The sequence below is a fragment of the Kitasatospora phosalacinea genome (genome assembly GCF_000717185.1).
Taxonomy (GTDB): Bacteria; Actinomycetota; Actinomycetes; order Streptomycetales; family Streptomycetaceae; genus Kitasatospora; species Kitasatospora phosalacinea_A.
In genome coordinates, this window is record NZ_JNYE01000016.1 from 81043 (window position 1) to 107150 (window position 26108).

Genomic DNA, 26108 nt, shown 5'->3' on the forward strand with positions numbered 1-26108 from the left:
CAGCCGGAGCCGGGCCCCACCCTGTGGGCCGGACGTCAGCCGAACACCACCGGCCGGTGCCGGGCCGGAGGCCAGTCGGACGTCGGTCGGGTGCCAGGTGCCGGGTGCCGGGGTGCCGGGGTGCCGGAGTGCCGGACGCCGTGGGCCGGACGTCAGCCGGAGGTGAGCTGGACGGCCGCCTCCACGCCGGAGGCGATCGCCCCGGAGATCCACGCGTGGTAGCGCGGCTGGCAGTGGTCGCCCGCGAAGAACAGCCGGTCCGCGACCGGGGCGGCGACCTGCGGGCCGAGGCTGAGCAGTTGGCCGGGGGTCTCGATCACGGCCTCGCCGAGCGCCCAGCGGTTGCGCAGCCAGGACTGCGAGACGTGCCGGTCGGTGGCGTAGCGGCGGATCCGCTCGCCGAACAGGTCCGCCAGGTGGTCGAGCGCCTCGGTGTGCCGGTCGGCGGGGGTGAGGGCGTCGAAGCGCAGCGCGTCCTCGGCCCAGTTGTAGGCGGCCAGCACGATGCCGCCGGGCGCGCCGTCGTCGCTCGGGTGGGAGGGGAAGTAGACGAACCGGCTGGCCTCGTCCGAGACGCAGCCGCCGCCGACCGCCGCGACCGCGTCCCCGTGCGGGGCGGGCCGGTAGTCGGCGCCGAGCTTCGCCCGCCAGGTGTCCTCGTCCCACTCCCACCAGCGCTCGGTGAACTCGACCAGCACCTTGTGCGCGGTGTCGTGCTTGAGCTCGGCGATCGCCCGCCGCTTGCCGTACGGCAGGATCGGCTCGAAGTCGACGTGCCGCAGCGCCGCGTACGGCACCGCCAGCACCACCGCGTCCGCCCGGTACTCGGACCGCTCGCCGCCGATCGCGCCCTCGCACGCCTCGTCCTCGGGGCCGCTCTCCGGCTCGGCGACCACCGTCACCCCGCCGTCGCCGAGGCGCACCTGCGTGACCACCCGGCCGCGCTCGATCGGCAGGTCCTTCGCGAGCGCCTCGGTCAGCGCGTCGGTGCCCGCGCTGAACTCGAAGTAGGTGACCGCCGGGTTGATGTCGGACGCGTCGAACACCGAGTGCAGGAAGCCGTACGACAGGCGGCTGGTCAGGTTCTCCAGCGTGCCCACGGCCTGCACCTGGGCGTCGCTCCAGCCCTCGCTCTCCTGGAGGTAGCGCAGCAGCGAGTAGCCGTCCAGGTCGTACAGCAGCTGCGCCATGCCGGTGACCCGCTGCTCGATCGGCTTGTCGCTCCAGGAGCCGTCGCCGTTCTTCACCATGGTGTACGCCCGGGCGGTGTCCAGGGCCCGGTCGAAGGCGGCGCCCGCGGTCAGGGTGCTGTCCCAGCCGAAGCTCTTGTTCACCGGGCCCGGGTCGGCCGCGTACGCCGCCTTGCTGACGGTCTGCCCGTTCACGTGCACCAGCCGCCCGCCCAGGCCCTTCGGCGCGGTGTACGCGGGGGCGGTGCCGGTGGCGAACTCCTCGCCCGTCCACGACCGGTAGACCACCCGGGCGTCGCCGGAGGCCAGGTCCGGCTGCGGCGGGACGTCCACCAGGTGGAAGGGGCGGCGCGGCACCTTCAGGTGGTCCGCCAGCGCGAGGGTCAGCACGTGGCTGGACGGGATCCGCATCGCGCCCGCCTCGGCGTGCAGCCGCGGGTCCTGCCACAGGTCGCCGCGGAAGGTCTTCACCCGGCCGCCGACCCGGCTCCGGTTCGCCTCCAGCACCCGCACCTTGTGCCCGGCCGCCAGCAGCAGCCGCGCGCACACCATGCCCGCCACGCCCGCACCCACCACCAGCACCTCGCGCGGCGCGGCCGGACGCAGCCGCTGACGGCCGGTCAGCAGCTTCAGGTAGTCGAGCGTCAGGTCGCGGTGGTCCGCGTCGGTCAGCAGGATCCGGCGCGCCATGGTCAGCGCCGCCTCCCGCCGCGCGGGGTCGGGCGGCGGGGCGGCCGCACCGGCGGCACGGGAGGGAGCGGCCCCGGGGCCGGCCAGGGCAGCGGCGGTCATCGCACCGCCGGAGGCAAGGAACAGTCCGCGTCGAGAGATCACCCGCCACACCCTGGCAGCGCCCCCGTCCCCGACACGCGGCCTCCGCCCACGAACGACCCGCGGTCACCCGCACGGGGGCGCTCGAAGCACCCGGCGCACACGCTCCGCCCGGTCACTCCCCCGCGGGGCCTCGTCCACGCAGCGGCGTCCACGCAGCGGCGTCCACGCGGGGTCGTCCATGCGGCGTCGTCCGCGGGCGGCGGCGGGGCGACCGGCCACGTCGACCCGCTGCACCTGCGTGCCTCCCCGTTCGCGGTTCGTGTGCTCCCCGGTGGCTCCGTTCCCGCAGGGCAGCGGTATCGTATTCCATTGATCCATGGAGAACCGAGGAGAGCCTGTGGCCCGGACGCCCGCCCCACCCGCCGTCCCACCCGCTGTCCCACCCGCGGTCCCGCCCGCCGAACAGGCCGCCGACCCCGCCGTGCAGCGGCACGTGCTGCGGGTCCTGGTGATCTCGCAGATCCTCAGCGGAGCGGGCCTCGCCGCGGGCATCACCGTCGGCGCCCTGCTCGCCCAGGACATGCTCGGCAGCACCGGACTGGCCGGACTGCCCAGCGCCCTGTTCACCGCGGGCAGCGCCTGCGCGGCGATCGCCGTCAGCCGGATATCCGCCGCCCGCGGCCGCCGACCCGGCCTCGCCGCCGGGTACGCCACCGGCGCGGTCGGCAGCGCGGGCGTCATCACCGCCGCCGCCCTGGACAGCCCCGCCCTGCTCTTCGCGGCCCTCTTCGTCTACGGCGCGGGCACCGCCACCAACCTCCAGGCCCGCTACGCCGGGGCCGACCTCGCCGCCCCCGGCCACCGGGCCCGCGCGGTCTCCACCGTGCTGGTCGCCACCACCCTCGGCGGCGTCCTCGGCCCCAACCTGGCGGCGCCCACCGGCGACCTCGCCCACCTCCTCGGCCTGCCCCGCCTGGCCGGCCCCTTCCTCCTCGCCGGCCTCGCCTACGCTGCCGCGGCCCTCGTCCTCGCCACCCGCCTCCACCCCGACCCCCTCCTCCTCGCCCGCGCCGCCGCAGCCGCCGTCCCGGCTACCCCGGCCGCCCCGTCCCCGGCCGCCCCGTCCCCGGCCACCCCGTCCGCGGCCGCCCCGGCGCCGGCCACCCCCGCGCCCGTTCTCGACGTCCCCGCCGACCCCGCGGCCGCGGCCCGGATCCGCAACCGCGTCCTGCTCGGGGCCCAGGTCATGGTGGTCACCCAGCTGGTGATGGTCGCCGTGATGACGATGACGCCCGTCCACATGCACGACCACGGCCACGGCACCGCCGCGTCCGGCCTGGTGATCGCCCTGCACGTGGCCGCGATGTACCTGCCCTCGCCGCTCACCGGACGGCTGGTCGACCGGCACGGCCCGCTCGCCGTCGGGGCCGCCGCCGGTCTCACCCTGCTCGCCGCCGGACTCGTCGCCGCCCTCGCCCCCGCCGACTCCGTCGCGCTGCTCGCGCTCGCCCTGGTGCTGCTCGGGCTCGGCTGGAACTTCGGCCTGGTCTCCGGCACCGCCGTCATCACCGAGGCCGCCCCCCTCGCCACCCGCGCCAGGACCCAGGGGGCCGTCGACGTCGCGATCGCCGTCTCCGGCACCACCGGCGGCCTCGCCTCGGGCGCCGTGGTCGACCTGGCGGGCTACTCCGCGCTCGCGCTCGGCGGCGGCCTGCTCGCCCTCGTCATCCTCCCGGCCCTCGCCCCCCCCGCCCCCCGCTCCCGCCGATGACCGGCCCCGCCCCCGCCCCCACCCCCAGCCCCGACCTCACCGTGGACGGCCGCGGGCTGCTCTGCGTCACCCTGCTGCTGCGCCTGCGCGCCGCCACGGCCGGGGCCCCGCCCGGGGCCCTCGTGCACGTCCTGGCGACCGACCCGGCAGCCCCGCTGGACCTGCCCGCCTGGTGCCACCTCACCGGCCACCACTACCTCGGCGAACCGGCCCCCGGGACGTACGCCCTGCGCCTGACCGCCACGCCCGTCCCGACCCGCGCCGACGCGCCCTGGCACCGGCAGGGGCCGAGCTGAACCGACCTCACCCCCCAGGCACGGACGGCGGCTGCCACGGCGGGTACGCGGAGCGCGGGACGCGCGGCAGGCCGCCGATCAGGGCGGTGGCCACGCTGCCGAGCACGGCGTGGCCGAGGGCCCACCAGCAGGCCGTCGACCAGGCGATCGGCGGGCCGGGAGCGACGAACACGTTGACGAAGGCCGCGACGCAGACCAGGGCCCCCACTGCCAGCAGCGCCACCGTGTTGCCGATGCCCGGGCGGGGGAACGGCGGGCGCCGCCACGGCACGGCCGTCGCCGGGAGCGCCAGTGCCACCACCAGCCAGGGCATCCACGCCAGCCCGCGCCCGTGCAGGAACAGCGCGACCGTGGCCAACCAGGCGAACGGCAGGACGGTGCGCAGCACCAGCAACCGCAGCAGGCGCGGCGGAACGGGCGAAGCACCGGACGCACCGGACGCACCGGACGCACCGGGAGCACCGGAAGCGCGGGAAGGACGGGAAGCACCGGGAGCACCGTGAGGACCGGAGCCGCCGAAGGCGCGTAGCCGACGCGCGCCCAGGCCGGTGAGGACCGCCGCCGTGCCCGCGACGAAGGACACCAGCGCGCCCGCCATCAGGCGCAGGAAGGCGTCGTCCCCCTCCGCCTGGTACTCCGCGGGCCGCGGCGGCGCGAGGACGGCGGTCCAGCGGCCGTCCGGGGTCCGCACCTGCAGGTCCTCGTGCGGGTAGCGGACGATCACCGTGTGCCCGCCGCCGGGGAGGGCCGCCAGGACCAGCTGGCACGGCCTCGGCACCGGCGGCGGCGCGGTGCCCGCGGGCGGCACCGGCGTGCTCCCCTCGCGCAGCGGCGTGACCCCGGGCGGGAGGTACTCCGGCTGCCAGCTGGCCCGCCCGTCCCGGCTGACCTCCACCGGCAGCCCGTACCCCCGGGCCCGGAAGCAGAGTTGCGGTTCCTCGGGCAGGCACAGCCCGTCCGCCGCGGCCGCCGCGGACGGGGCGCCGGCGGGCGGCGCAGTGGCCCTCCCGCTGCCGGGGTCGCGCCGCCAGGTCAGGCCGCCGTCCTCGGTGGTCCACCGGTGGGCGTGGTAGAGCACCGGTCTCCCGTCCTCGCTCCACAGGGCGGGCTCGGGCAGCACCGCCGCCGAGGTCGCGGCCGTCGCCAGGACCGCCAGCGGCACCGCGACCAGCGCCAGCGCCCGCCGCAGCGGCCGCGGCCGGGCGCTGCGCCGCCACAGCCACCAGGCCACCGCCAGGACGGGCAGGGCCAGCAGGTCGGTCCGGTCGGCGACGGTGCGGCTCGGCACGCCCGTCAGCGCCGACCAGCCGCGGGACGCCCAACCGGCCCCCGCCGCGGAGGACTTGGCCACCGCGAAGGTCACCGCCGTGACGGCCAGCCCGAACTGCGCCGCCCGCTCCCCGCGCAGCCGCCCCCACACCGCCGCGGGCAGCGCCAGCAGCGGCGGGACGACCAGCATCCACGCCACGTCACTGACCTTGCCGGTCACCGCCCCCGGCCACGCCCGCTTGCCCACCTGGTCGTTGAACGCCAGGACGGCGATGGCCAGCAGCGTCCCCGGGTGCCCCGCCCAGCGCAGCACCCGCCCCCCGTCGTTGCGCATGGGCACGAGTCTCCCGACGCCGCGTCACATCCCGGCCACGGCGGCGTCTCGCTCCCGCAGCCGCAGCGACCCGGCGGAGGGGCTGTCACCCGGCGGCGGTGAGCTCCTCCAGGTCGGCGAGCAGCTCGGAGGCGGTGACGGCGTCCAGGTCGCCGTAGCGCAGCGGGTAGTCGTGGCGGGGCAGGTGGTCGCCGGGGGAGGAGTCCAGCCAGACCGTCTCGAAGGTCTGGTCGGGGAACTCGTCCACCATGCCGACCGCGATGCCCTCCTCCAACTGGACGACCAGGTGGCAGCCCTCGCCGAGCCGCTTGGAGAACCAGCGCTCCACCCCGGCGTCCTGCGGTGCGCCGCGCTCCCAGCCGCGCTTGGTCAGGCCCAGCAGCCGGCCGACCGGCACGGTGCAGCCCTCGAAGCGGTGCAGCCGGTTGGCGGCCGCCTCCTCGGGGGTGAACCGCCGTACGGGGCGGCCGAGTTGCGGGAACGGCTGGAGGACCTCGTAGTCGGCGAACAGCTCCGACCACGTGGCCACCCGCTCCTCGCCCAGGTGCAGCGGGTGGGCGATCCGGACCGTCGCGTCCCCGGGGAGGGCGAAGGACTCGTCGTCCGCGTCGGCGAAGGTGCGGTCCTCGGCGACCCGGAACGCGGTGTCGTCGGCGACCCAGACCAGTCGGCGCGCCAGGTGCCACACCAGCGGGTGCTCGACGAACAGCGAGGTGAACTCCTCGGCGCTCCACGACCGTTGGGCGACCATCGCGGCCTCCAGGCGGCGGAGCTGGTCGCCCGCGACGGTGCGCACGTCCTTCTTCAGCGCCGTGAAGCGCTTGCGCTCGGCGGGCGCCAGCTCCTGGTCGTCCCGCGCGCCGGGCGCGGGCAGGTCCTTGCGCCGCTTGCCGTCGGCGTCCAGCACGTACGGGCGCAGCTGCTCGTCGAAGCCGACGGTGAACGTCCGCGCGCCGTAGTCGATCCAGCAGCGCCAGGTCGGTGCCGATCGCGGCCAGCACGTCCAGGCCCTCGACGGCCCGCCGGTGCGCGCCCTGCCCCGGCCACTCGCGCACCACCGCCGTCAACCGGCGCACCGTCGCGTCGTCGCCCAGCACCCCCAGCGCGGGCAGCACCCAGCTCTCCTTCGACGGCATCCCGGCCTGCTGCCACTGCTCGAACAGCGCCCACCCGAACTCGGCCAGCCCGTCGGCCCGGCAGGCCTCCGCCACCACCGCCAGCCCGGGGTACGGCGCCTCGGGCCTGGACAGCGCCAGCATCGTCAGCACGTGCCGCACCGCCTCCGCGGGCAGCGCCGCCGCGGGCCCGTCCCCGTCCGCAGACCCGTCCGCAGACTCCTCCGCGGGCCCGCGCAGCAGCAGCTGCGGCAGGACGGCGGGCTGCGCCCAGGACGGCAGCACCGGCATCCGGGCCGGCAGCGCGATCTCCAGCGGGTCCGCGGCCAGCACCTCGGCGACCGACTCCGCGGCCGCGGCGCCGTAGCGGGCGTCCACCGCGGCGAGCAGCGCCTCCGCACCGGTGTCCGCCGCGACCAGCCGCAGCGCCTGCTCGGCGGCCTCCCGCTCCCGCCCGGCCGGGCCGACCGCGTCCGGGACGAGCAGCAGGGCGCCCGCCACCCCGTGCCAGGCGAACCACGAACGGGCCACCGCGTGCACCGACTTGAGCCGCACCATGTCGGCGACGAGCAGCCGGGCCGCCCGCACGTCGAGGAAGGGCAGCAGCAGCGAGGACAGGACGCCGGGCTTGGCCCGGGCGGCGTGCAGGACGACCGGCAGCGCCGCGAGACCGTACTTGGCGACCACCGGCGGCAGGTAGTCCGCCCCGAACCGCAGGTTCTCCGGACGCCACTCGGCGAGGAACGGGGCCAGCGCCTCCTCCGGGCCGCTGACCAGCATCCAGACCGGGTGCCAGAGACCGCCGGAACCGCCCAGCACGCGCCTCGCCTCGTCGGCCCAGTCGGCGACCCCCGCGTACGGCCACCCGCCGAAGTCGCTCCGGGCCCAGCGCTCCTGCTCGCCGGCCCGCCAGGCCAGCCGCGGCTCCTCGTCCGGCCGCAGGCCCTCGACCACCCGCAGCTCGCGGCGGGTGCGCGGCCGCGTCCACGGCGGCGAGACCAGCAGCGGCGGCAGCGCCTCCGGCCCGGCCTCGGGCGCCTGCGGGCGGGCGTCCCCCAGCTCCGCGACCAGCGCGGCCGCCGCGGCGCCGAGCTGCGGCAGGGCCTGCGTCAGCAGCTCCCGGTGCGTCGACACGTGGGTGTCGAGCAGCTGCCGGGCCGCCGCCCCGTCCCGGCCGCCCTCCGCCGCGGCCTCGGCCAGCAGCCGCATGGCCCGCACCGGGTACCGCCGCGCGGCCTCCAGCAGCGCCGGGCGGACGTGCTTGTCGTCCAGCCCGGCCACCAGCCGCCGGAAGGCGTCGTCGGTCGGGAAGTGCACCAGCGCGGCGGCCAGCTCCTTCTTCCCGCCCGCCCCGTGCGCCATCGTGAGCCACGTGCCCACCAGCGGGGCGGCCGCGGTGCCGATGCCGTCGGCGACGGTCGCGATCAGCTGCACCGGCGCGCTGCGCCAGATCCCCAGGAACTCGTCGCGGAACGGCTCCGCCTGGGCCGGGTCGTCCAGGGAGTGCAGCAGCTGCAGCAGCAGGTGCGTCCGGTCGTCGTCGTAGTGGGGCAGGTCCGCGAGGCACTCGTCCAGCCAGCCGGGCACGCCCGGGGCCAGGTAGGAGGCCAGCGCCCGGTGCCGGGGCGTGACCCGGCGCTCGGCGACGGCTTCGAGGGCGGCCCGGTACTCCGGCTCCGGCGCGGCGGCGAGCAGGGTGCGCAGCCGCTCCTCGGCGGGGAGCGCCAACTTCCCGTAGTGGCGCCGGTGGACGGTCCGCGGGCGCAGTGCGACGTCCGAGACGTTGCGCCCGGACTGCAGGTAGTGGACCTCCACCGCGTGCTTCTCCAGCATCGCGCGCACCGCGAAGGACAGCCCGTGCCGGGCCGTCCAGGCGTCGGCGAACAGCTCCTGCTCCGCGGCCTCGGCCTGCCACGCGGCGGGCAGCATGCCCGCCACCGCGGCCGCGCCCACCGCGTTCGGCACCCCGGCCAGGTAGTCGCGCGCGGCCCGCACCAGCTCCGGGTCGGAACCCGGGGCGGCCAGCACCTGCGCCACCCAGTCCCGGCGGTCGGCGATCCGCCGCTCCTCCCGCTCCAGCGCCTCCGGCCCGGGCCAGGACACCGCCGGCACCCGGCCCCCGCGCCGCGGCAGCGCTGCCCGCCGCCAGGCCGCGGGCAGCACGAACGCCTCCTCGTCCGGCAGACCGTCCACCCCGGCGACCTCCGCCCCCGGCGCCTCCCGGCTCTCCGGGCCCGGAACCTCCGCGACCTCCGCGCCCGGCACCTCCGCACCCGGCACCTCCCGGGTCTCCCCGACCTCCGCGTACCCCTTGCGCTCCTTCTCCGCGACCTGCTTGGCGAAGTGCGCCAGCGCGGCATCGGCCGACGCCAGCTCCTTCACCTGCTCCCGCCCCTCGGTGCCGATCCGCCCGTAGCGCGCCCGCACCGCCGCGCCCTCGACGGCCGCCTCCCAGAACTTCGCAGAACCGCCCCCGACGAGCTCCCAGCGCCGCACAGCCCACTCCTCCGCGTCCAGACCGTCCGATGATCGACACCCGGAACCCTAGCCACGCCCCCCGACACTCCTCCGGCAGGTCCCGTCGGAGAAACGGACGCGGGGCCGTGCTGGCTCGCACGGCCCCGCGTCCGGGGTGTGGGGCACCCCGTTCCCGCCCTCGTCGTCGTCGGATCTGCACACGGTAGTGAGCCGTACGGTCTGCTCCGTCACTTGTGCACGGTGCTGAGCTGCATCGTTGACGGGGAATTGAACCCCTGCGTTGCTCTTCACGCGCCAGGGTCGGATGAACCGCCGACCACGGTCTGTGCACGCCTCCGCCGCGACTACCTGCTCCCCACACCCGGTCCGAGGGGGAGGTCAGTCCTCGATCAGGTCGATCTCCCAGTTGGTGCGCTGGATCAGTGTGTCCACCTCCCGGATCTCCTTCGCCAGCACGTCCGCCCGGGCCCGCAACTCGGCCACCGGCAGCGCCGACAGGATCCGCAGCTCCGACCGCAACTGCCGCACCGCCCCGCGCTGGTCGCGTCCGGACGCGGCGTCCGCCGCCGAGGTGATCACCGAGTGCCGCAGCCGCAGCACGTCCCGCCGGGCCAGGGCGTCGGTGAGCGTGCCTCCGTCCTCCAGCACCGCGGCCGAGTTCGTCCGGTTGATCTGCCGGATCAACCGCTCCAACTCGTCCAGCACCTCCCCGGCCTGCGCCAGCACCTCGCCCGCGTCCTCGGCCGGCTCCTCGCCCTCCTGGTACCGCGCACTGCCGACGACCCGCGCCCGCAACTGCTCCACCTGCCGCACCGCCGCCGCCCGCTGCGCGAGCGCCTCCGCCAGTTTCACCGCACCCCCACCCGGTCGACCCCGGAAAAGCAGGAGACCCCCGCCGGAGCGAGGGTCCTGCACTGGTGTCCGAGGGGGGACTTGAACCCCCACGCCCGATAAAGGGCACTAGCACCTCAAGCTAGCGCGTCTGCCATTCCGCCACCCGGACCGGGTGTCGTCCTCGCGGGGCGTTCCCCGCGCTGACATCGACAACAGTAGCAAAGATCGACTGCCAGACCCAAAAACCGGGGCGCGGAGGGGACCGGGGCTTCGAAAGCGGGCGGTGGCGGGGGTGCAAGGGGTGTCGGAGGGATATGCCCTTGGGGCCGGACGGGTGCTGGGGGAGGATGGCGGGACGGCGCCCGCGGCCCCCGGCTGGGGTCGGGGCGGCGCGGGCCGCAGCCGCGCCGGGGCGGGCAGACACGAGGTGGGAGTGGTGAGCGTGGGCAGCGAGCGTGCGGTGACGGCCGAGTCGGAGGTCGCGGAGATCTGCCGCGACCTGATCCGGATCGACACCAGCAACTACGGCGACGGTTCCGGGCCGGGGGAGCGGAAGGCCGCCGAGTACGTGGCCGAGCAGCTCGCCGAGTTCGGGCTGGAGCCGCAGATCTTCGAGTCGGCCAAGGGCCGGGCGTCCACGGTGGTGCGGATCGAGGGCGAGGACCGCTCCCGGCCGGGGCTGCTGATCCACGGGCACACCGACGTGGTGCCGGCCAACGCCGACGACTGGACGGTGCACCCGTTCTCGGGCGAGATCACCGAGGGCTGCGTGTGGGGCCGCGGCGCCGTCGACATGAAGGACATGGACGCGATGACCCTCGCGGTGGTCCGCGACCGGCTGCGCACCGGCCGCAAGCCCCCGCGCGACCTGGTGCTCGCGTTCCTGGCCGACGAGGAGGCGGGCGGCACGTACGGCGCCCGGTTCCTGGTGGACCGGCACCCCGAGCTGTTCGAGGGCGTCACCGAGGCGATCGGCGAGGTCGGCGGCTTCTCCTTCACCGTCAACGACCAGGCCCGGCTGTACCTGGTGGAGACGGCGGAGAAGGGCATGCACTGGATGCGCCTGACCGTCGAGGGCCGGGCCGGGCACGGCTCGATGGAGAACGACGACAACGCGATCACCGAGCTGTGCGAGGCGGTGGCCCGGCTCGGCCGGCACCAGTTCCCGCTGCGGATCACCAAGACCGTCCGGGCCTTCCTGGACGAGCTCTCGGACGCGCTGGGCGTGCGGCTCGACCCGGAGGACATGGACGAGACGCTGCGGGTGCTCGGCGGCATCGCCAAGATGATCGGCACCACGCTGCGCAACACCGCCCAGCCGACGATGCTCGGCGCGGGCTACAAGGTGAACGTGATCCCCGGCCAGGCCACCGCGCACGTGGACGGCCGCTTCCTGCCCGGCTACGAGGAGGAGTTCCTGGCCGAGCTGGACAGCGTCCTCGGGCCGCGCGTGAAGCGCGAGAGCCTGCACCACGACAAGGCGATCGAGACCAGCTTCGACGGCGCCCTGGTCGAGGCCATGCAGACCGCGCTGCGCGCCGAGGACCCGATCGCCCGGGCCGTCCCGTACTGCCTGTCCGGCGGCACCGACGCCAAGTCCTTCCAGGACCTGGGCATCCGCTGCTTCGGCTTCGCGCCGCTGCAGCTCCCGCCGGACCTGGACTTCGCCGGGATGTTCCACGGCGTGGACGAGCGGGTGCCGGTGGACGGCCTGAAGTTCGGCGTGCGGGTGCTGGACCGGTTCATCGACCTGGCCTGAGCAGGGAACGGGAAGCAGGGAACGGGAAGCAGGGGACGGGGCCGGAGGACGGGGTCGGAGAGCGGGGCCGGAAGTCGGACTAGTCCGCCCAGCATCAGAGCTGTCGAGCATCCGAAATGGCGATCATCTGTTCGCTTGATCACTTCAACGGGTGAATGCGGTTCCGGCCCCGTGTCCCGGTCGCGGCGGCTTCGTTCTTCCGTGTGCAGCCCGGGGGAACGGGCTGGAAACGACCAGGAGGAACAGTTCAGATGAAGGCCAAGAAGATCGCTGCCGTTGTCGCCGCCACCGGTGGCCTGGTGCTCGCGGGCGCCGGCGTCGCCTCGGCGCACGGCGGCGCGCACGCGGACGGCTCCGCGGTCGCCTCCCCGGGTGTGCTCTCCGGCAACCTGATCCAGATCCCGGTGCACGTCCCGGTGAACGTCTGCGGCAACACCATCAGCGTGATCGGTCTGCTCAACCCGGCGTTCGGCAACGCCTGCCAGAACGTCTGAGCGGGTCCCGTCGCCGAGCGACGGGCCGCCTGACCCCGAGTTACCGCCCCCGCGCGACCCCGTGTCGCGCGGGGGCGGACGCGTGTCCGGGGGAGGCCCGGCGCCCCCGGGGGGCCCCGGAGGCCTCGGGCGGGTGAACGGTGCGGTTCCCGGGAAAGGGCCGGTCTCACCCGATCGGATGAACTGACTGCAGATGGCTCAACCTTCACCATTAAGGGTCGTTGGAGTAGTGCTGCCGCCGTTTCGGCAGGCAATTCCGACTATCTGATCTCTGGCCGGTTCCGGGCCCGGGAAATGCGGGAATTCGACCCGGTCGGGCCGGTCCGGACCATCGAACGAGAAACCTAGGGGAGTCAATGCGACAGGTCGCCAGGAAAGGCCTCCTCACGGCCATGGCCACCGGCAGCGTGCTGGCCTCGACCGCGGGCTACGCCCACGCGGCCGCCGATGCGCACGGGGTGGCGGCCAACTCGCCGGGCGTGGGTTCCGGGAACTCGGTGCAGGTGCCCGTGGAACTGCCCGTGAACGCCTGCGGCAACACGATCAACCTGATCGGCCTGCTGAACCCGGCGTACGGCAACGACTGCTCCAACGTCAGTGCCGGGAGCCACCAGGGCGGCAGCACCGCCGGGTCGGGCTCCGCCGCGAGCGGGACGACGAGCAACTCGCCCGGCGTCGCCTCGGGCAACACCGTCCAGCTGCCGGTCACCGCGCCGGTCAACGCCTGCGGCAACTCGGCCGACGTGGTGGGCATCGGCAACCCGGCGTTCGGCAACGGCTGCGCGAACAGCACCACCCCGCACCACCACCCGACCACCCCGCCGCCGCACACCCAGCCGCCCGGCGACGACTGCCCGCCGGAGCAGACCGGCGGCGACCACGGCACGCCGACCACCCCGACCACCCCGGGCAGCGACCGCACCGGCGGCCCCAACGGCGACGAGCCCACCACCCCGTCGACGCCCGGCACCCCCACGACCCCCACCACCACGGTCACCACCCCGTCGACGCCCGGCACCGTGACCCAGGCCCGGGCCGCCGCCCCCGCCGCGGAGCAGGCGCAGCTGGCCTCGACCGGCGCGTCCGGCCTGGAGGTCATCGCCCCCGCCGGTGTCGCGCTGCTGCTCGGCGGCGGCGTGCTCTACCGCCGCTCGCGGGCCCTCGCCCGCCGCTGACCGCCCCGGACGGCAGCAGCCGACCGGCGAACGCGCCCACGCCCGGGTACCCCACCGCACGCAGCGGCGGCGGGGTGCCCGGGCGCGGGCGCGCGACGTGCCGGGTGACCGCTACCAGGTGGAACGGACCTGCCGGATGATCTTCCGCTTCAGCCGGACCGTGCGGCTGCCGTCGGGGAACAGCCGGAGCCGGTCGAGCTCCCAGTTCCCGTACTCGGCGTGCTCGGTGAGCAACTGGCGCGCGGCGTTCCGGGTGGTGCCGCGCGGCAGGCGGAGCGATTGGTACTCGTACTCCGGGAGCCGGACCGTTTTGGTAGGGATCAAGACGTCTCCTCCGCTGCTGGGCTGCCTGCAAGCCTACGGCGCGTCGCCGACGGACGGCCGGTTCGGGTGCGGCCCGTCCGGGCGGACGCTCCGAGCCTCGCCCCGGTCCGAGCTGATCGTCAATCAGTTTTCCGGTACCGGAAGGGATACCCGCGCCGGACCGCGCCGATGCGTGGCCGGAGGCGGACGGGAGCGAGGGCGGGAACGCGGCCGGGGACGGGCGCGGCGGGGGAGCGGCGGGGGAGCAGGGCGGGAAACGGCGGGCGCAGAAGCACCCGGAACGGACATCCGGGGTGAACTTGCCCGGTTTTAGCGGCTGTAGGTGACAACCGCTGTGCGTGTCGTCGCCAGGTGGGGATAGCGTCTGCACCATGTCTGATGCCGCGCAGCTGACCATCACCGAGGTACGGGCCGCCGCAGAGGCGGTCAAGACCGCCATCGACCGCCACCTGCAGGCCGTCTCCAGTTCCACCGAACCCGGCGATCCGGTCGTCGTCCACGCGTACGAGGAGCTCGCGGCGGCGGCCATCGCCTACGACCAGATCCTGTACGAGGTCTACGACGAGGTCACCCCCTTCGAGATCCCCGGCGACGACGCCGGGGCCGGCTACCAGGGGCCCGACCACCCCGAGGCGATCAGCGTGCTGATCCGCCGCGACTACCTGATCGCCGACCCGAAGCGGCTGCGCGCCCAGGCCGAACGGGTCGACGAGTCGCTCGCGCCCGGCGAGGGCGCCGAGGGCGAGGTGACGGCCGCGATCGGCGTCCTGTTCGGCGAGTACGAGCCGGACGAGATCGCCGCCCGCGCCGAGGAGTTCGGCCTGGAGGAGGGCGACTCCACCCTGTGGGTCTCGGCCACCGAACCGGCCGACCCCGGCGAGTGGCTGCCCGAGCCCTTCGACGGCGCCGACCCGGAGCTGCTGATCTGCCGCTTCGACGTCAGCGAGGTCTACGACGACGAGCTCGACGAGCTCTGAACCGGAGGGCCGCGGACCCGCGGGGCCGGAGGAGGCAGGGGGACAGGCGGTCGGACGGAGCCCGTCCGCCCGGTGATCGGTGACGCGCTCCGGCGCCGGGGCACCGGCCGCACCCGTGCGGTCGGCGCCCCGGCGCCCGTGCGTCCGGGGGAGGCCGGGGGACGGCCGCGGAGATCGGGCGGGCGGGCTGCGCTTCCGCCTCCTCGGCGCACCGGAGGCCACCCGGGACGGCAGTCCTTCGACGTGCCCCGCCCGCGGCCGGAGCCCGGGAGAATTTGGGAGGAGGCGATCCGGGTCCTCACCGGCATCGGCAGCGTGGAAGCGGAAACGATGCGCCGACGGATGGCCGAACACTTCTCCTGACGAACGCTGCTCCCGACGGGCACTGCTCCCGACCGCAGCCCGTTCCCGGGAAGCCCCCCCCCTGGAGCCCGACGGAATTCCCGCGAATTCCCGCCCGGTCCGTCCCGCCCCGTCCCGCCCGGTCCGTCCCCGGTCGACTTCCCCCCGACCCTACGAGGGCCCACCACTCGTTTCCGCTCCGCCCGCTACCCGGCCCGCGAAAGGCGAGTGAGCTGGGTCACTTCGCACAATCCAGTCCCGGGCGGAACGGATTTCGGCTAACGTTCGGACCGCAACGGAGTCGCATTCCGGAGCTCCGACTCGGGGGAGCGGAGTACCGAAATGCGGCCGCCGGTGCGGTCGTACGTCGCACGGGGGACTGCTGCCGGTCCACGGCGGGGGGAGGAGAAGCGCCTCGACGCTGAGGCGCCCGGGGGATTGCGGCGGCTCTCCCCCGCCCGATCCCGTCGAACGGCTGGCCCGGCAGCAGCGTGTACGTGTTCCGCGGGTGCGGGGGTGGACGGCGTCCGCCCCCGCACCCGCGGTGTTTCCGGGCGCCCCGCGGCCGAGGGGGCCGGGCTACTGCGCGGTGAGGACGGAGCGCAGCCGGGTCGTGCGGTCCGGAGCGGGCCGCTCCGCGACCGCCTGGGCCAGTGCCGGGCCCGCCGCGTGCACCACCGACAGGTGCCGCTCCGCGCGGCCGAACGCCGAGTACACCCACTGCCTGGTCAGCTGCCCGGCCGCCTCCGGCGGCAGCACCACGACCACCGCGGGCCAGCGCCGCCCGACCGCCTGGTGGGCCGTCAGCGCCCAGCCGTGGCGCAGCTTCCCGGCCTGCGCCGGGGTCAGCGTGATCCGGCCGCCGTCGGCCAGCTCCACGTGCAGGCCGCTCGCGTCGCCGTCCAGCACCCGGCCGGGCAGGTTGACGCCCAGCGCGGGGGAGTGCACCACCCGGTCGCCCGGGTCGAAGCCGCCGAACCGGCCCGGGCCCGGGTTCAGCTGCTTCTTGGCCGCCTCGTTCAGCGCCCGCGTCCCGGCCGGGCCGCCGTGGCCCGGGGTCAGCAGCACCGTCTGCTCGGAGGGCACGGACAGCGCCCGCGGGATCGAGTCGGTGAGCAGCTGGACGGCCCGGTGCACGGCCTCCCCGCCGTCCTGCGCGGTGAGGATCACCACCTCCTTGTCCGGCGCGTCCACCGGCAGCAGCTCGCCGACGCCCACGCCGGAGACCAGCTCGCCGATCGGCCCGAAGTCCGGCGTCAGGGACGACACCACCGGGCACGGCTTGACGGCCAGCAGGTCCGCGAAGAACCGGCCCGGACCGGCCGACCACAGGCCGCCCGGGTCTCCGGACAGCACCAGCCGGGCGCCGTCCGGCACCGCCTCCAGCAGCGTCGCCGCGGTCTCCACGTCCAGCAGCGGGGCGTCCAGCACCACCAGCACGTCCAGTTCGAGGGTGCCGTCCACCGCGCGCGGCACGTCCGCGCCGTACAGCAGGTCGCCCAGGGTGCCGATCCGCCCGGCGGCGGGGGAGCCCTCCGGCAGCAGCGCGGCCAGCGCGTCCCGCCCCCGGCCCGTCCAGGTGGCTGCCCGGGCCCGCAGGCCCAGCCCGGCGGCGGCGTGCAGCAGCGCGGCCGGCTCGGCCCGGGCCGCCTCGCCGCCGGTGTGCAGCACCAGGCCGGAGCCGGCCGCGGCCCGCACCAGCGCCTGCGCCGAACGCGAGGGCGCCGCCGCCGCGGCCTCCTCCCAGGCCGCCGGGCCGGGCAGCGCGGGGGCACCGCCGTCCTCCCCGTCCTCCCCGGCCTCTCCGGCCTCTCCGGCCTCTCCGGCCTCCCCGTCCGTGCCGGGCTCGAAGGTGGACAGCAGCCGGACCAGGCCCTCGCCGAGGCTCTCCTCGGCCAGCGCCAGGCGCTCCAGGGCCAGCACGGTGCGGACGGGCGGCTCCTCGTCCTCGTCGTGGCTGCCGGGCGGCATCGGCAGCTCCTCCTGGAACGGCATCACCCGCCCGTCCTCCAGCACCGCCTGCAGCGCGCCCTCCGCGTCCGGCACCCGCTGGGTGCGCAGCGCCTCCGCGACCTCGCCGATCTCCTGCGCCGAGTGCCCGCGCAGCGCGGCCTGCTCCAGCAACCAGGCGACCAGCGCCTGGGCCCGGCGCGGGTCGCCCGGCTGGGCGGCGGGGCCGAGCAGGCCCTTGGCGAAGCCGTCCGCGTGCTCGGGGCGCACCCCGGGCAGCGACAGCACCGCCCACGGGTCCTCCCGCAGCAACTCGGCCGCGCCCTCGCCGAGTTCGGCCAGCGCGGTGGGCGCCAGCCCGGCGGGCGCCCCGCCGGCCGCCAGCACCTCGCCGACGGCCGCCAGCGCGGCCCGGCGCTGCGCGTCGTCGAGCGGGGCGGACGGGGTGGCCGGGGCGGCCGGGCGGCGCACGGGGCGGGCGGCGGACGGGACGCGGGCGGGGGCCTCGGACGGCTCGGCGGCGGGCGCGCCCTCGTCGCCGACGGCCTCGCCGGTGGCGTCCTCGCCCTCGTCCTCGCCCTCGTCCGCGTCGGCGGCGTCCTCGTCAGCGGCCGGGAGGTCGGCGTCACGCGGACGGGGCGGGGCGACGATGTCGTTCGCGTTGATCGCGCCGATCGCCTTGGCCAGCGCGGCCACCGCGGCGGCGCGCTCCGCAGCGCTGAGCGGCGCGCCGCCCGACCGCCCGGCCCCGTCCTCCTGGACGCCGGTCGGCTCCGCCTGGCTCTCCGCCTGGCTCTCGGCCGGGCTCTCGGCCCGGTTCTCGGCCTGGCTCTCCTCGGGGGTGGTCATCGCGGGAAGGCTCCTTCGACGGGCGGGCGGCTACAGCTCCGTCCAGCCCTGGTCCGGGTAGCGGTGCACCGGGGCCGACACGTCGTCCAGCGCAGCGCGGATCTCACCCGGAAGCGTAAGGGCCTCGACCGACAGCGAGGACTGCAGCTGGGCGGCGGTGCGGGCGCCCAGCAGGGTGGCCGACACGCCGGGGCGGTCGCGGACCCAGGCGAGGGCGACCTTGAGCGGGGTGGAGGCGAGCCCGTCGGCGGCGGTGGCCAGCGCGTCCACGATCCGCCGGGAGCCCTCGCCCAGGTACGGCTGCACCGGGCCGGTGGGGTGCGGGGAGGCACCGCGCGACTCCGGCGGCACGCCGTGCCGGTACTTGCCGGTCAGCACGCCCCGGCCGAGCGGCGAGCAGGCCAGCAGGCCGACCCCGGCGTCCAGCGCGGCGGGCAGCGCCTCGCGCTCGATGCCGCGCTGGAGCAGCGAGTACTCCAGCTGGACGGAGGCCAGCGGGGTGCTGCCGGGCGAAGCGTGCTGCCGGGCCGCGGACTTGGCGAGCTGCCAGCCGCTGTACTGGCAGACCCCGACGTACCGGGCCCGGCCGGAGGAGACCGCCAGGTCGAGCGCGTGCAGGGTCTCCTCGGTGGGGGTGGCGGCGTCGTGCGCGTGCACCTGCCACAGGTCGACGTGGTCGGTGTTCAGGCGGCGCAGCGAGGCGTCCAGGGCGTCCAGCAGGTGGCCGCGGGAGGCGTCGGGGCGGCGCGAGCCGGGCCGGACGCCCGCCTTGGTGGCGATCACCAGCTCGGAGCGCGGGACCAGGCCGTCGGTCAGCCGGGACAGCAGGTACTCGGCGCCGCCGTCCGCGTACACGTCGGCGGTGTCGACCAGGGTGCCGCCCGCGTCCACGAAGGCCTTCAACTGCTCGGCGGCCTCGTGCTCGTCGGTGTCCCGGCCCCAGGTGAGGGTGCCCAGGCCGAGCCGGGAGACCCGCAGGCCGGTCCGGCCGAGCTGTCGCTGTTCCATCGCGCCCTCCGTCACGCCCGCCGCGCCAGTCGTGTCGGCGCAGGTCGGGGGCGGTGCCCCCGCGTGCTGTGAGGGTAGCGGCGAAACCCCCCGGGGCCCGGGACCACCCGCGCGCCGCGCCGCCGCGCGCGCCCCGCTGTGACCCGCACCACCCCTACCGGTCAGTAGCCCGGCTTCCGCCGGGGCGGCTACGCTCATCCGCACCACCCGACTGGAAGGCTTGGGCACATGCGACTCGGGATCAACCTCGGCTACTGGGGACTCGGCCTGGACGCCGACAACATCGCGGTCGCCCAGGAGGCCGACCGGCTCGGCTACGCGGTCTGCTGGGCCGCCGAGGCGTACGGCTCGGACGCCGCGACCGTCCTGTCCTACGTGGCCGCGAGGACCGAGCGGATCGACGTCGGCTCGGCGATCTTCCAGATCCCGGCCCGCACCCCCGCGATGACCGCGATGACCGCCGCCACCCTGGACACCCTCTCCGGCGGCCGCTTCCGGCTCGGCCTCGGCGTCTCCGGCCCGCAGGTCTCCGAGGGCTGGTACGGCGTCAAGTTCGACAAGCCGCTGGCCCGCACCCGCGAGTACGTGGAGATCGTCCGCAAGGCGATGTCCCGCGAGCGCCTGGTCCACGACGGCGCCCACTGGACGCTCCCGCTGCCCGGCGGCCCCGGCAAGCCGCTCAAGCTCACCGTCCACCCCGTCCGCGAGCGCATCCCGCTGTACATCGCCTCCATGGGCCCCAAGAACCTCGAACTCACCGGCGAGATCGCCGACGGCTGGCTCGGCCTCTTCTTCGCCCCCGAGCACGCCGCCCTCTCCACCGACGCCCTCGCCGCGGGCCGCGCCAAGGCCGGACTCACCCTCGACGGCTTCGACCTCTGCCCCACCGTCAACATCGCCGTCGGCGAGGACGTCCGCGCCGCCGCCGACACCCTGCGCGACTACACCGCCCTCTACCTCGGCGGCATGGGCAGCAAGGAGAAGAACTTCTACAGCCAACTCGCCCGCCGGATGGGCTTCGAGCAGGCCGCCGACGAGGTCCAGACCCACTACCTGGCCCGCGACAAGGCCGCCGCCGCGGCCGCCGTCCCGCACGACTTCATCGACGCCACCGCCCTCCTCGGCGACACCGCCCGCATCGCCGACCGCATGCAGGCCTACGCCGCCGCGGGCGTCACCACCCTCACCCTCGCCCCGGCCGGCTGGACCCTGGAAGAACGGATCACCGCCCTGCGCACCGGCGTCGACGCCCTGGACCGCGCCGGACTCGCCTGACGGGGCTGGCCGCCACTGCGTCGGTCTCCTGCTGCCGCGCCGGGAGTTCGCTCCAGTCGGCGACGTATCCCGGCTTCGGGTTCTCGATGCGCTCGTGGATCTGGGCGATCCAGCACACGCCGCGAAGCGGCCCTGCTGTTCCCGGGCGAGTTTCGAAGCGTGCCCGTCACTCAGGGCTCGCTCAGGGCGTCCGCCAGTAGGCCATCGGATCCGTGGGCTTCGAGAGCGGGTGTTCCAACGGCAAAGGGGCCGGGCGCGTCGGATCAGGCAGCGGACCGTGATGACGGTGGCGGCCAGGGCGAGGAAGAACTCGACGGCCGCTCTCCGGCGTTCGGTGCAGCGCCGGAGCTTGCCGAAGTCGTTCATCCAGGCGTTCGTGCGCTCGACAACCCACCGGCCGCCGGTCCGGATCGGGGTCTTCGCGCCGCACGGGGCGATGCCGGCGTCGATCCTCCGGCAGCGGCCCGAGGGGGCAGGCACGTATCCCCGGTGATCATGAAGCGTGGAGAACTCCATGATCGGGTGAACCGTGCCCGCCCTGCTGCCGGCACCGATTGGCGGACGCCCTCAGAGGTCGATCTGGTACCGCAGGAAGCCCCGGGTGTCGGCCACCTTGTCGTAGAGCAGGCGGGCGGTGGCGTTGGTCTCGTGGGTCATCCAGTAGACCCGCATGCAGTCGCGCTCGCGGGCGAAGTCGGTCACCGCCTCGATCAGCGCGCGGGCCACGCCCCGGCCGCGTGCCTCGGGCGCGGTGAACAGGTCCTGCAGGTAGCAGACGTCCGGGCCCGAGGTGTTGGCGTGCATCAGGAAGTGGGTGATGCCGACCAGTTCGCCGTCCAGCCGGGCGCCGAGCGCGTGGATCCGGTCGTCGGCCAGGAAACGCTCCCAGGCCAGGTCGTAGGTCTGTTGCGGCTCGTCCCGCTGGTAGAAGGCGAGGTAGCCGCGGAACAGTTCCTCCCAGGCCGGGCGGTCAGCGGGGGTGAGCTTCTCGATGGTGATCATCCAGCGATCCAAGCAGAGCGCGGCGGTGCGTCCTACCCGTAGGAATGCGCGGACCTGACCGAGACCCCCCGCCGCGCACGGCGCCTTCACCACCGAGCACGCCGGCTTCCCGACCTGCACCGCCAACCTGCCGTGGGCCGTGGCCCGTTCGCGCGCCGCGGGGCGGTGGCACATCTTGAATTCCCCCGTCGCCCGCGGCCGTTGCACGAGTACGGTGGCGGTGCGGTCGCCGGGTGGTGGCCGGGAGGGGAGGGCTGTCGTGGGGCAGCAGTTGGCGCGGGTGCCGCTGGACGGCGGGGGGTCGGTGCTGGTCGAGGCCGCGGACGGGGCGGCCGGGCCGGTGAAGGCGGGGCGGGTCGGGGACGCGATCCGCGACCTGCCGGTGGGGCTGGGGGAGGCGCTGGGGCCGGTCACCGAGCTGGCGCGCACCGTGCTGCGGCGGTTGCGGGACGCGGGCCCGGCCGAGTTGGAGGTCGAGTTCGGGGTCGACCTGTCCACCGAGGCCGGAGTGGTGATCACCAAGACCGAGGCCAGCTGCCACCTGACGGTCAAGCTGGTGTGGCGCAAGGACGAGGCCGGGCCCGCCCCCGCGGCGGACTGACCCGGTGGACGGCGGGGCTCCCGCCGCGGGCGCGCCGACCGCTGCGGGCACGGGTGCGCTGACGGCCGCGGTCGCGCAGGTCCGCGACCGGGCGGGGAACGTGGTGGGCGCGGGCTTCCTGGTCGCCGAGGGCCTGCTGGTCAGCTGCGCGCACGTGCTGGAGGACGGCGGCCACGGCCCCGGGGACGAGGTGGAGCTGGTCTTCCCCCGGGTGCCCGGCGCCCCGGCGGTCCGCGGCCGGGTGCTGGCCGAGGGCTGGCGCGACGCGCAGGAGCAGGACGTCGCCCTGGTGCGCCTGGAGCACGTGCCGCCGGGGACGGCGGTGCTGCCGCTGGGGTCGTCGGCGGCCTGCGGCGGGCACCGGGTGCGGGCCTTCGGGTTCCCCACCCAGGCCCGGCCGGACGGGCACTTCGGTGCCGCGGTCGCCGTCGGGCTGCTGCCGCCCACCGGCGGGGTCGGGGAGCTGCTGCAGCTGACCGGCGCCAACGACCTGACCACCGGGTTCAGCGGCGGGCCGGTGCTGGACGAGGTGACCGGCCTGGTGGTCGGCATGCTCACCGAGATCACCGCCCCCGACGGCTACGACCGGGGCGCGGGCATCGCCCACGCCACCCCGACCTCGGTGCTGCGCGGGGCCTGGCCCGCCCTCGACATCGGTGACGTGTCACCGTACCGGGCGCTGGAGCCGTTCACCGCCGAGCACGCGCGCTGGTTCCGGGGCCGGGAGGAGGCGGTGCGCCAGGTGCTGGCGGGCCTGTCGGGCGGGCAGCGGGTGGTGCTGCTGCTGGGCCCGTCCGGATCGGGCAAGTCCTCGCTGGTGCAGGCCGGAGTGCTGCCCGCGCTGGCCGACGGACGGCTGCCGGGCAGCGACCGCTGGCAGCAGACGGTCGTCCGCCCCGGCCCGGACCTGGACCTGGCCCTCGACCGGGTCGACCGGACGGACGGGCGGGCGGACGGGCGGACCGTCCTGGTCGTCGACCAGTTCGAGGAGCTCCTCGCGCCCTCCGCCGGGCCCGCGGCCGCCGCCCGGCTCGCCGGGATCACCGGGGCGGTCCGCTCCGACGCGCCGCTGTGCACCGTCCTGGTGGTGCGCGACGACTTCTACCCCCGGCTGTCCGCGCTGGCCCCCGAACTGCTGCGCACCGCACTGGAGAGCGGGGGCGTGCTCAACGTGCCCGCCGTGCTGACCGCCGACGAGCTCGACGCCATCGTCACCGGCCCCGCCCGCGACCTCCAGACCCCCTTCGAGACGGGCCTGGCCCGGCAGATCGTCGCCGACGTCCTCGCCCTGAACCCGGTGAACCCAGTGAGCCCGGTGAGCCCCGTGGGCCCGGCGGGCCCGGCGGACCCCGTGAACCCCACGGCCCGCGCCGCCACCGGAGCGCCGGTCACCGCACTGCCCCTGCTGGAGGTCGCCCTCACCCGGCTGTGGGAGCGCCGCCTCGACCACGACGGCCGCCTCACCCACGACGCCTACCGCCGCACCGGCGGCGTCACCGGCGCGATGACCGACTGGTGCGAGGCCGCGCTCCGCGAACTCGGCGAACAGCGGCGCCCCGTCGCCCAACGGGTCCTCACCGCCCTGGTCCGCCCCGCCGACGAGGCCCTGCGCGTCCCGGCGGCCCGCCGACAGCGCCCGCTCGGCGAACTGCGCGACCTCGCCGCGGCCGACGACACCCCCGCTGCCGCGGACGCCGTCGACGAGGTCCTGGCCGTCCTCTCCCGCCACCGGATCCTCACCACCCACCGGGCGGGCGACACGCCGGTCGCCGAACTGATCCACGACGCGCTCATCCGCGACTGGCGCACCCTGCACGACTGGGTCGAACAGGACGCCCGCTTCAACGACTGGCTCGACCGCGCCGAGACCCGCCACCGGCACTGGCAGCGCCGGCAGCCCGGCGGACGCGACGCCCGCGACCTCCCCGCCGGGAGCTTCCTCGCCGAGGGCACCGACTGGTCCGCCCGGCGCCGCCTGCCCGCCCACGTCGCGGCCTTCCTCGCCGAGGGCCGCCACCACGAGCAGGCCGCCGCCCGCCGCAGCCGCCGCCTGAACACCGTCCTGGCCACCCTGCTCGCCCTCGCCGTGCTCGCCTCCGGCCTGGCCGCCTGGCAGTGGCGGACCGCCACCGCCGCCCGACGCACCGCCCAGTCACGGCAGTTGGCCGCCCAGTCCGCCCTGCTGGCCGGCACCGACTCCGACCTCGCCGCGCTGCTCGCCGTCGCCGCCTACCGCACCGGCCCGACCGAGGAGGCCGCGGCCGCACTCACCGCGGCGGCGGGCGTCCCGCTGCTGCACCGCTTCGTCGTCGGAGGGCCCGGCGGTGCCGCGTCCTCGGTGCTGTTCAGCCCGGACGGCCGGACCCTCGCCACCTACGAGGAGGAGACCAGGACCGTGAGCCTGCGGGACGCGGCCACCGGCCGGGCCACCGGCACCCGCCTCGACCACGGCGGCTACGTGTTCGCGATGGCCTTCAGGCCCGACGGCCGCACCCTCGCCCTGGGCGGTGAGGCGGACCTGCAGCTGTGGGACACCGCCACCGGCAGGAGCACCACCGTCCCCGCCGAGAGCGGCGGCGTCGTGAACGCGGCGGCGTTCACCCCGGACGGGCGCACCCTGGTGACCGGCAGCAGCGACGGGACCACGTGGCAGTGGGACGTCGGGGGAGCCCCCGGCGACAGCACCCTCACCCTCTCCGGCCGGGCCACCGCCCGCGCCGACACCAGCGGCGCGGCCTCGGCCGCCTCGGCCGCCTCGGCGGCCTTCAGCCGGGACGGGCGCACGCTCGTCAGGGGCGGCTACGACGGGACCGCCCGCACCCGGGACGTCGCCACCGGCGCGGCCGGGCCCGCCCTCACCGGCCACACCGGCGGCGTCTCCGCGGTGGCGTTCAGCCCCGACGGGCGCACCCTCGCCACGGGCGGCGACGACCGGACGGTGCGGCTGTGGGACGCCGCCACCGGCAAGGCCGAGGCCGTCCTCACCGGCCACACCGACGCCGTGACCTCGGCGGCGTTCAGCCCCGACGGGCGGCTCCTGGCCACGGGCGGCCGGGACGGGACGGTGCGGCTGTGGGACACCGCCACCGGCAAGGCCGTCACGGTGCTCACCAGCCGCCCCGCCACCGTGGCCTCGGTGGCGTTCAGCCCGGACGGGCGCACCCTCGCCACCGGTGGCAGCGGGGGCGTCGGAGGCCTGTGGGACGTCAGCACCCGGACGACCGACGCCGTCCTCACCGGCCACACCAGCACCGTGGCCTCGGTGGCGTTCAGCCCGGACGGGCGCACCCTCGCGACCGCGAGCAACGACGAGACCACCCGGCTGTGGGACGTCACCACCGGCCGGAGCACCGCCACCCTCGTCGGCACGACCGCCGTCACCCTCACCGGCAACCCCGTCCGCGCCGTGGCCTTCAGCCCCGACGGCCGGACCGTCGCCACCGGCAGCGGCGACGGCGTCGTCCGCCTGTGGGACGCCGCCACCGGGGCGGCGGGCGCCACCTTCACCGGCCACACCGGCAGCGTGTACGCGGTGGCGTTCGCCCCGGACGGCCGGACCCTGGCGTCGGGCGGCGGCGACGGCACGGTGCGCCTGTGGGACACCGCCACCGCCCGGGTCGAGACCGTCCTCGACGTCGACGCCCCGTACGCGGTGGCGTTCAGCCCGGACGGCCGGACCCTCGCGTCGGGCGGCCAGGACGGCACGGTGCGCCTGTGGGACACCGCCACCGGCCGGGTCGCGGCCGTCCTCACCGGCCACGTCGACGCCGTGACCTCGGTGGCGTTCAGCCCGGACGGCCGGACCCTCGCGTCGGGCGGCCAGGACGGCACGGTACGCCTCTGGAACAGCACCACGGGCCGGGGCGAGGCCGTCCTCACCGGCCACGGCGACGCCGTCTTCTCGGTGGCGTTCGCCCCGGACGGCCGGACCCTGGTGTCCGGCGGCGGCGACGGCAAGGTGCGCCTGTGGGACACCGCGACCCGCAAGGCCGCCGGCACGTTCGGCACCACCGCCGAGCGGGTGTTCTCGGTGGCGTTCAGCCCCGACGGCCACACCGTCGCCGCCGGGGACCGCGACGGCACCGTCCGGCTCTGGTTCCGCACCACCCCCGACGCCGCGATCCCCGCCCTCTGCAAGGCCGTCGCCCGCGACCTCACCCCCGCCGAGAGGGCGCAGTACCTGCCCGACCGGACCGGCCAGGCCGTCTGCCCGACGGCGGGGGAGCACGACGGGGTCGTCGCCGACGAGCGCTGACGCCGCGTGACCGTCTGCCGCGGCGCCGCTTCCCAC

Annotated in this window: 18 protein-coding genes, 1 tRNA gene and 2 pseudogenes; 10 read left to right on the forward strand and 11 right to left on the reverse strand. The window is 76.1% G+C overall.

Features of this window, described 5'->3' with window-relative positions; all coding sequences use genetic code 11:
• Window positions 1–152: 152 nt before the first annotated feature.
• On the reverse strand, window positions 153–2024 hold the full coding sequence (locus OO57_RS09495) for a flavin monoamine oxidase family protein (RefSeq protein ID WP_158715069.1): 1872 nt from the start codon (window positions 2022–2024) through the stop codon (window positions 153–155).
• 316 nt (window positions 2025–2340) lie between these two features.
• Between OO57_RS09495 and OO57_RS09500 the strand changes: the two genes are divergently transcribed.
• Complete coding sequence (locus tag OO57_RS09500; RefSeq protein WP_081973561.1) at window positions 2341–3735, forward strand: MFS transporter; 1395 nt, start codon at window positions 2341–2343, stop codon at window positions 3733–3735.
• The gene (locus OO57_RS09505) at window positions 3732–4031 is read left to right on the forward strand and encodes a sulfurtransferase TusA family protein (protein ID WP_033251877.1); all 300 of its coding nucleotides are present in this window, start codon (window positions 3732–3734) and stop codon (window positions 4029–4031) included. The genes OO57_RS09500 and OO57_RS09505 overlap by 4 nt, the downstream gene beginning before the upstream one ends.
• A 7-nt stretch (window positions 4032–4038) precedes the next feature.
• On the opposite strand, the gene OO57_RS45295 is transcribed toward OO57_RS09505, so the two are convergent.
• Complete coding sequence (locus tag OO57_RS45295; protein WP_033251878.1) at window positions 4039–5634, reverse strand: hypothetical protein; 1596 nt, start codon at window positions 5632–5634, stop codon at window positions 4039–4041.
• An 85-nt stretch (window positions 5635–5719) separates the two neighbouring features.
• Window positions 5720–6541, reverse strand: a complete 822-nt coding sequence (locus OO57_RS45300) for a DUF4132 domain-containing protein (RefSeq protein WP_234337282.1) — start codon at window positions 6539–6541, stop codon at window positions 5720–5722.
• A gap of 74 nt (window positions 6542–6615) precedes the next feature.
• On the opposite strand from OO57_RS45300, the gene OO57_RS45305 reads away from it, so the two are divergent.
• Window positions 6616–7116: a hypothetical protein gene (locus tag OO57_RS45305; protein ID WP_234337283.1), complete on the forward strand. Its 501-nt coding sequence runs from the start codon at window positions 6616–6618 to the stop codon at window positions 7114–7116.
• Between the two features lie 1982 nt (window positions 7117–9098).
• Here the strand turns inward: OO57_RS45305 and OO57_RS47180 are convergent.
• From OO57_RS47180 to OO57_RS09525, 3 genes and pseudogenes are all read right to left on the reverse strand, one after another.
• Window positions 9099–9245, reverse strand: a pseudogene (locus OO57_RS47180) (WGR domain-containing protein); the annotation flags it as partial.
• 360 nt (window positions 9246–9605) lie between these two features.
• The gene (locus OO57_RS09520) at window positions 9606–10079 is read right to left on the reverse strand and encodes a DIP1984 family protein (RefSeq protein ID WP_033251879.1); all 474 of its coding nucleotides are present in this window, start codon (window positions 10077–10079) and stop codon (window positions 9606–9608) included.
• A 63-nt stretch (window positions 10080–10142) separates the two neighbouring features.
• A tRNA-Leu gene (locus OO57_RS09525) sits at window positions 10143–10230 on the reverse strand.
• 273 nt (window positions 10231–10503) lie between these two features.
• On the opposite strand from OO57_RS09525, the gene OO57_RS09530 reads away from it, so the two are divergent.
• From OO57_RS09530 to OO57_RS09540, 3 genes are all read left to right on the forward strand, one after another.
• Window positions 10504–11820 carry a M20/M25/M40 family metallo-hydrolase gene (locus OO57_RS09530; RefSeq protein ID WP_380322485.1) on the forward strand — a complete coding sequence of 439 codons (1317 nt, stop codon included), beginning with the start codon at window positions 10504–10506 and terminating at the stop codon, window positions 11818–11820.
• A gap of 251 nt (window positions 11821–12071) precedes the next feature.
• Window positions 12072–12314 (forward strand): chaplin, encoded by a 243-nt coding sequence (locus OO57_RS09535; protein WP_033251881.1) that lies wholly within the window; start codon window positions 12072–12074, stop codon window positions 12312–12314.
• A 392-nt stretch (window positions 12315–12706) separates the two neighbouring features.
• Window positions 12707–13489 carry a chaplin gene (locus OO57_RS09540; protein WP_324606770.1) on the forward strand — a complete coding sequence of 261 codons (783 nt, stop codon included), beginning with the start codon at window positions 12707–12709 and terminating at the stop codon, window positions 13487–13489.
• Between the two features lie 111 nt (window positions 13490–13600).
• Here OO57_RS09540 and OO57_RS09545 read toward each other — a convergent pair whose 3' ends face one another.
• Complete coding sequence (locus OO57_RS09545; RefSeq protein WP_033251932.1) at window positions 13601–13810, reverse strand: DUF5703 family protein; 210 nt, start codon at window positions 13808–13810, stop codon at window positions 13601–13603.
• 374 nt (window positions 13811–14184) lie between these two features.
• Between OO57_RS09545 and OO57_RS09550 the strand changes: the two genes are divergently transcribed.
• The gene (locus OO57_RS09550; protein ID WP_033251883.1) at window positions 14185–14790 is read left to right on the forward strand and encodes a hypothetical protein; all 606 of its coding nucleotides are present in this window, start codon (window positions 14185–14187) and stop codon (window positions 14788–14790) included.
• 921 nt (window positions 14791–15711) lie between these two features.
• Here the strand turns inward: OO57_RS09550 and OO57_RS09555 are convergent.
• Both OO57_RS09555 and OO57_RS09560 read right to left on the reverse strand, forming a co-directional pair.
• Window positions 15712–17931, reverse strand: a complete 2220-nt coding sequence (locus OO57_RS09555; protein WP_033251884.1) for a helix-hairpin-helix domain-containing protein — start codon at window positions 17929–17931, stop codon at window positions 15712–15714.
• A gap of 30 nt (window positions 17932–17961) precedes the next feature.
• The gene (locus OO57_RS09560) at window positions 17962–18939 is read right to left on the reverse strand and encodes an aldo/keto reductase (protein WP_033251885.1); all 978 of its coding nucleotides are present in this window, start codon (window positions 18937–18939) and stop codon (window positions 17962–17964) included.
• Between the two features lie 228 nt (window positions 18940–19167).
• Here OO57_RS09560 and OO57_RS09565 point away from each other — a divergent pair, with 228 nt between their 5' ends.
• The gene (locus OO57_RS09565; RefSeq protein WP_033251886.1) at window positions 19168–20214 is read left to right on the forward strand and encodes an LLM class F420-dependent oxidoreductase; all 1047 of its coding nucleotides are present in this window, start codon (window positions 19168–19170) and stop codon (window positions 20212–20214) included.
• 204 nt (window positions 20215–20418) lie between these two features.
• On the opposite strand, the pseudogene OO57_RS42355 reads toward OO57_RS09565, so the two are convergent.
• Together OO57_RS42355 and OO57_RS09575 are read right to left on the reverse strand one after the other, a co-directional pair.
• Window positions 20419–20670 (reverse strand): annotated as a pseudogene (locus tag OO57_RS42355) (transposase); the annotation flags it as partial.
• Window positions 20671–20781: 111 nt separating this feature from the next.
• Window positions 20782–21216, reverse strand: coding sequence for a GNAT family N-acetyltransferase (locus OO57_RS09575; RefSeq protein ID WP_033251888.1), 435 nt, complete (start codon window positions 21214–21216; stop codon window positions 20782–20784).
• Window positions 21217–21475: 259 nt separating this feature from the next.
• On the opposite strand from OO57_RS09575, the gene OO57_RS09580 reads away from it, so the two are divergent.
• Entirely contained in the window at window positions 21476–21817 is a 342-nt protein-coding gene (locus OO57_RS09580) for a CU044_2847 family protein (protein ID WP_033251889.1), read from the forward strand.
• 4 nt (window positions 21818–21821) lie between these two features.
• Complete coding sequence (locus OO57_RS46710; RefSeq protein WP_267884955.1) at window positions 21822–26072, forward strand: hypothetical protein; 4251 nt, start codon at window positions 21822–21824, stop codon at window positions 26070–26072.
• Window positions 26073–26108 lie beyond the last annotated feature (36 nt).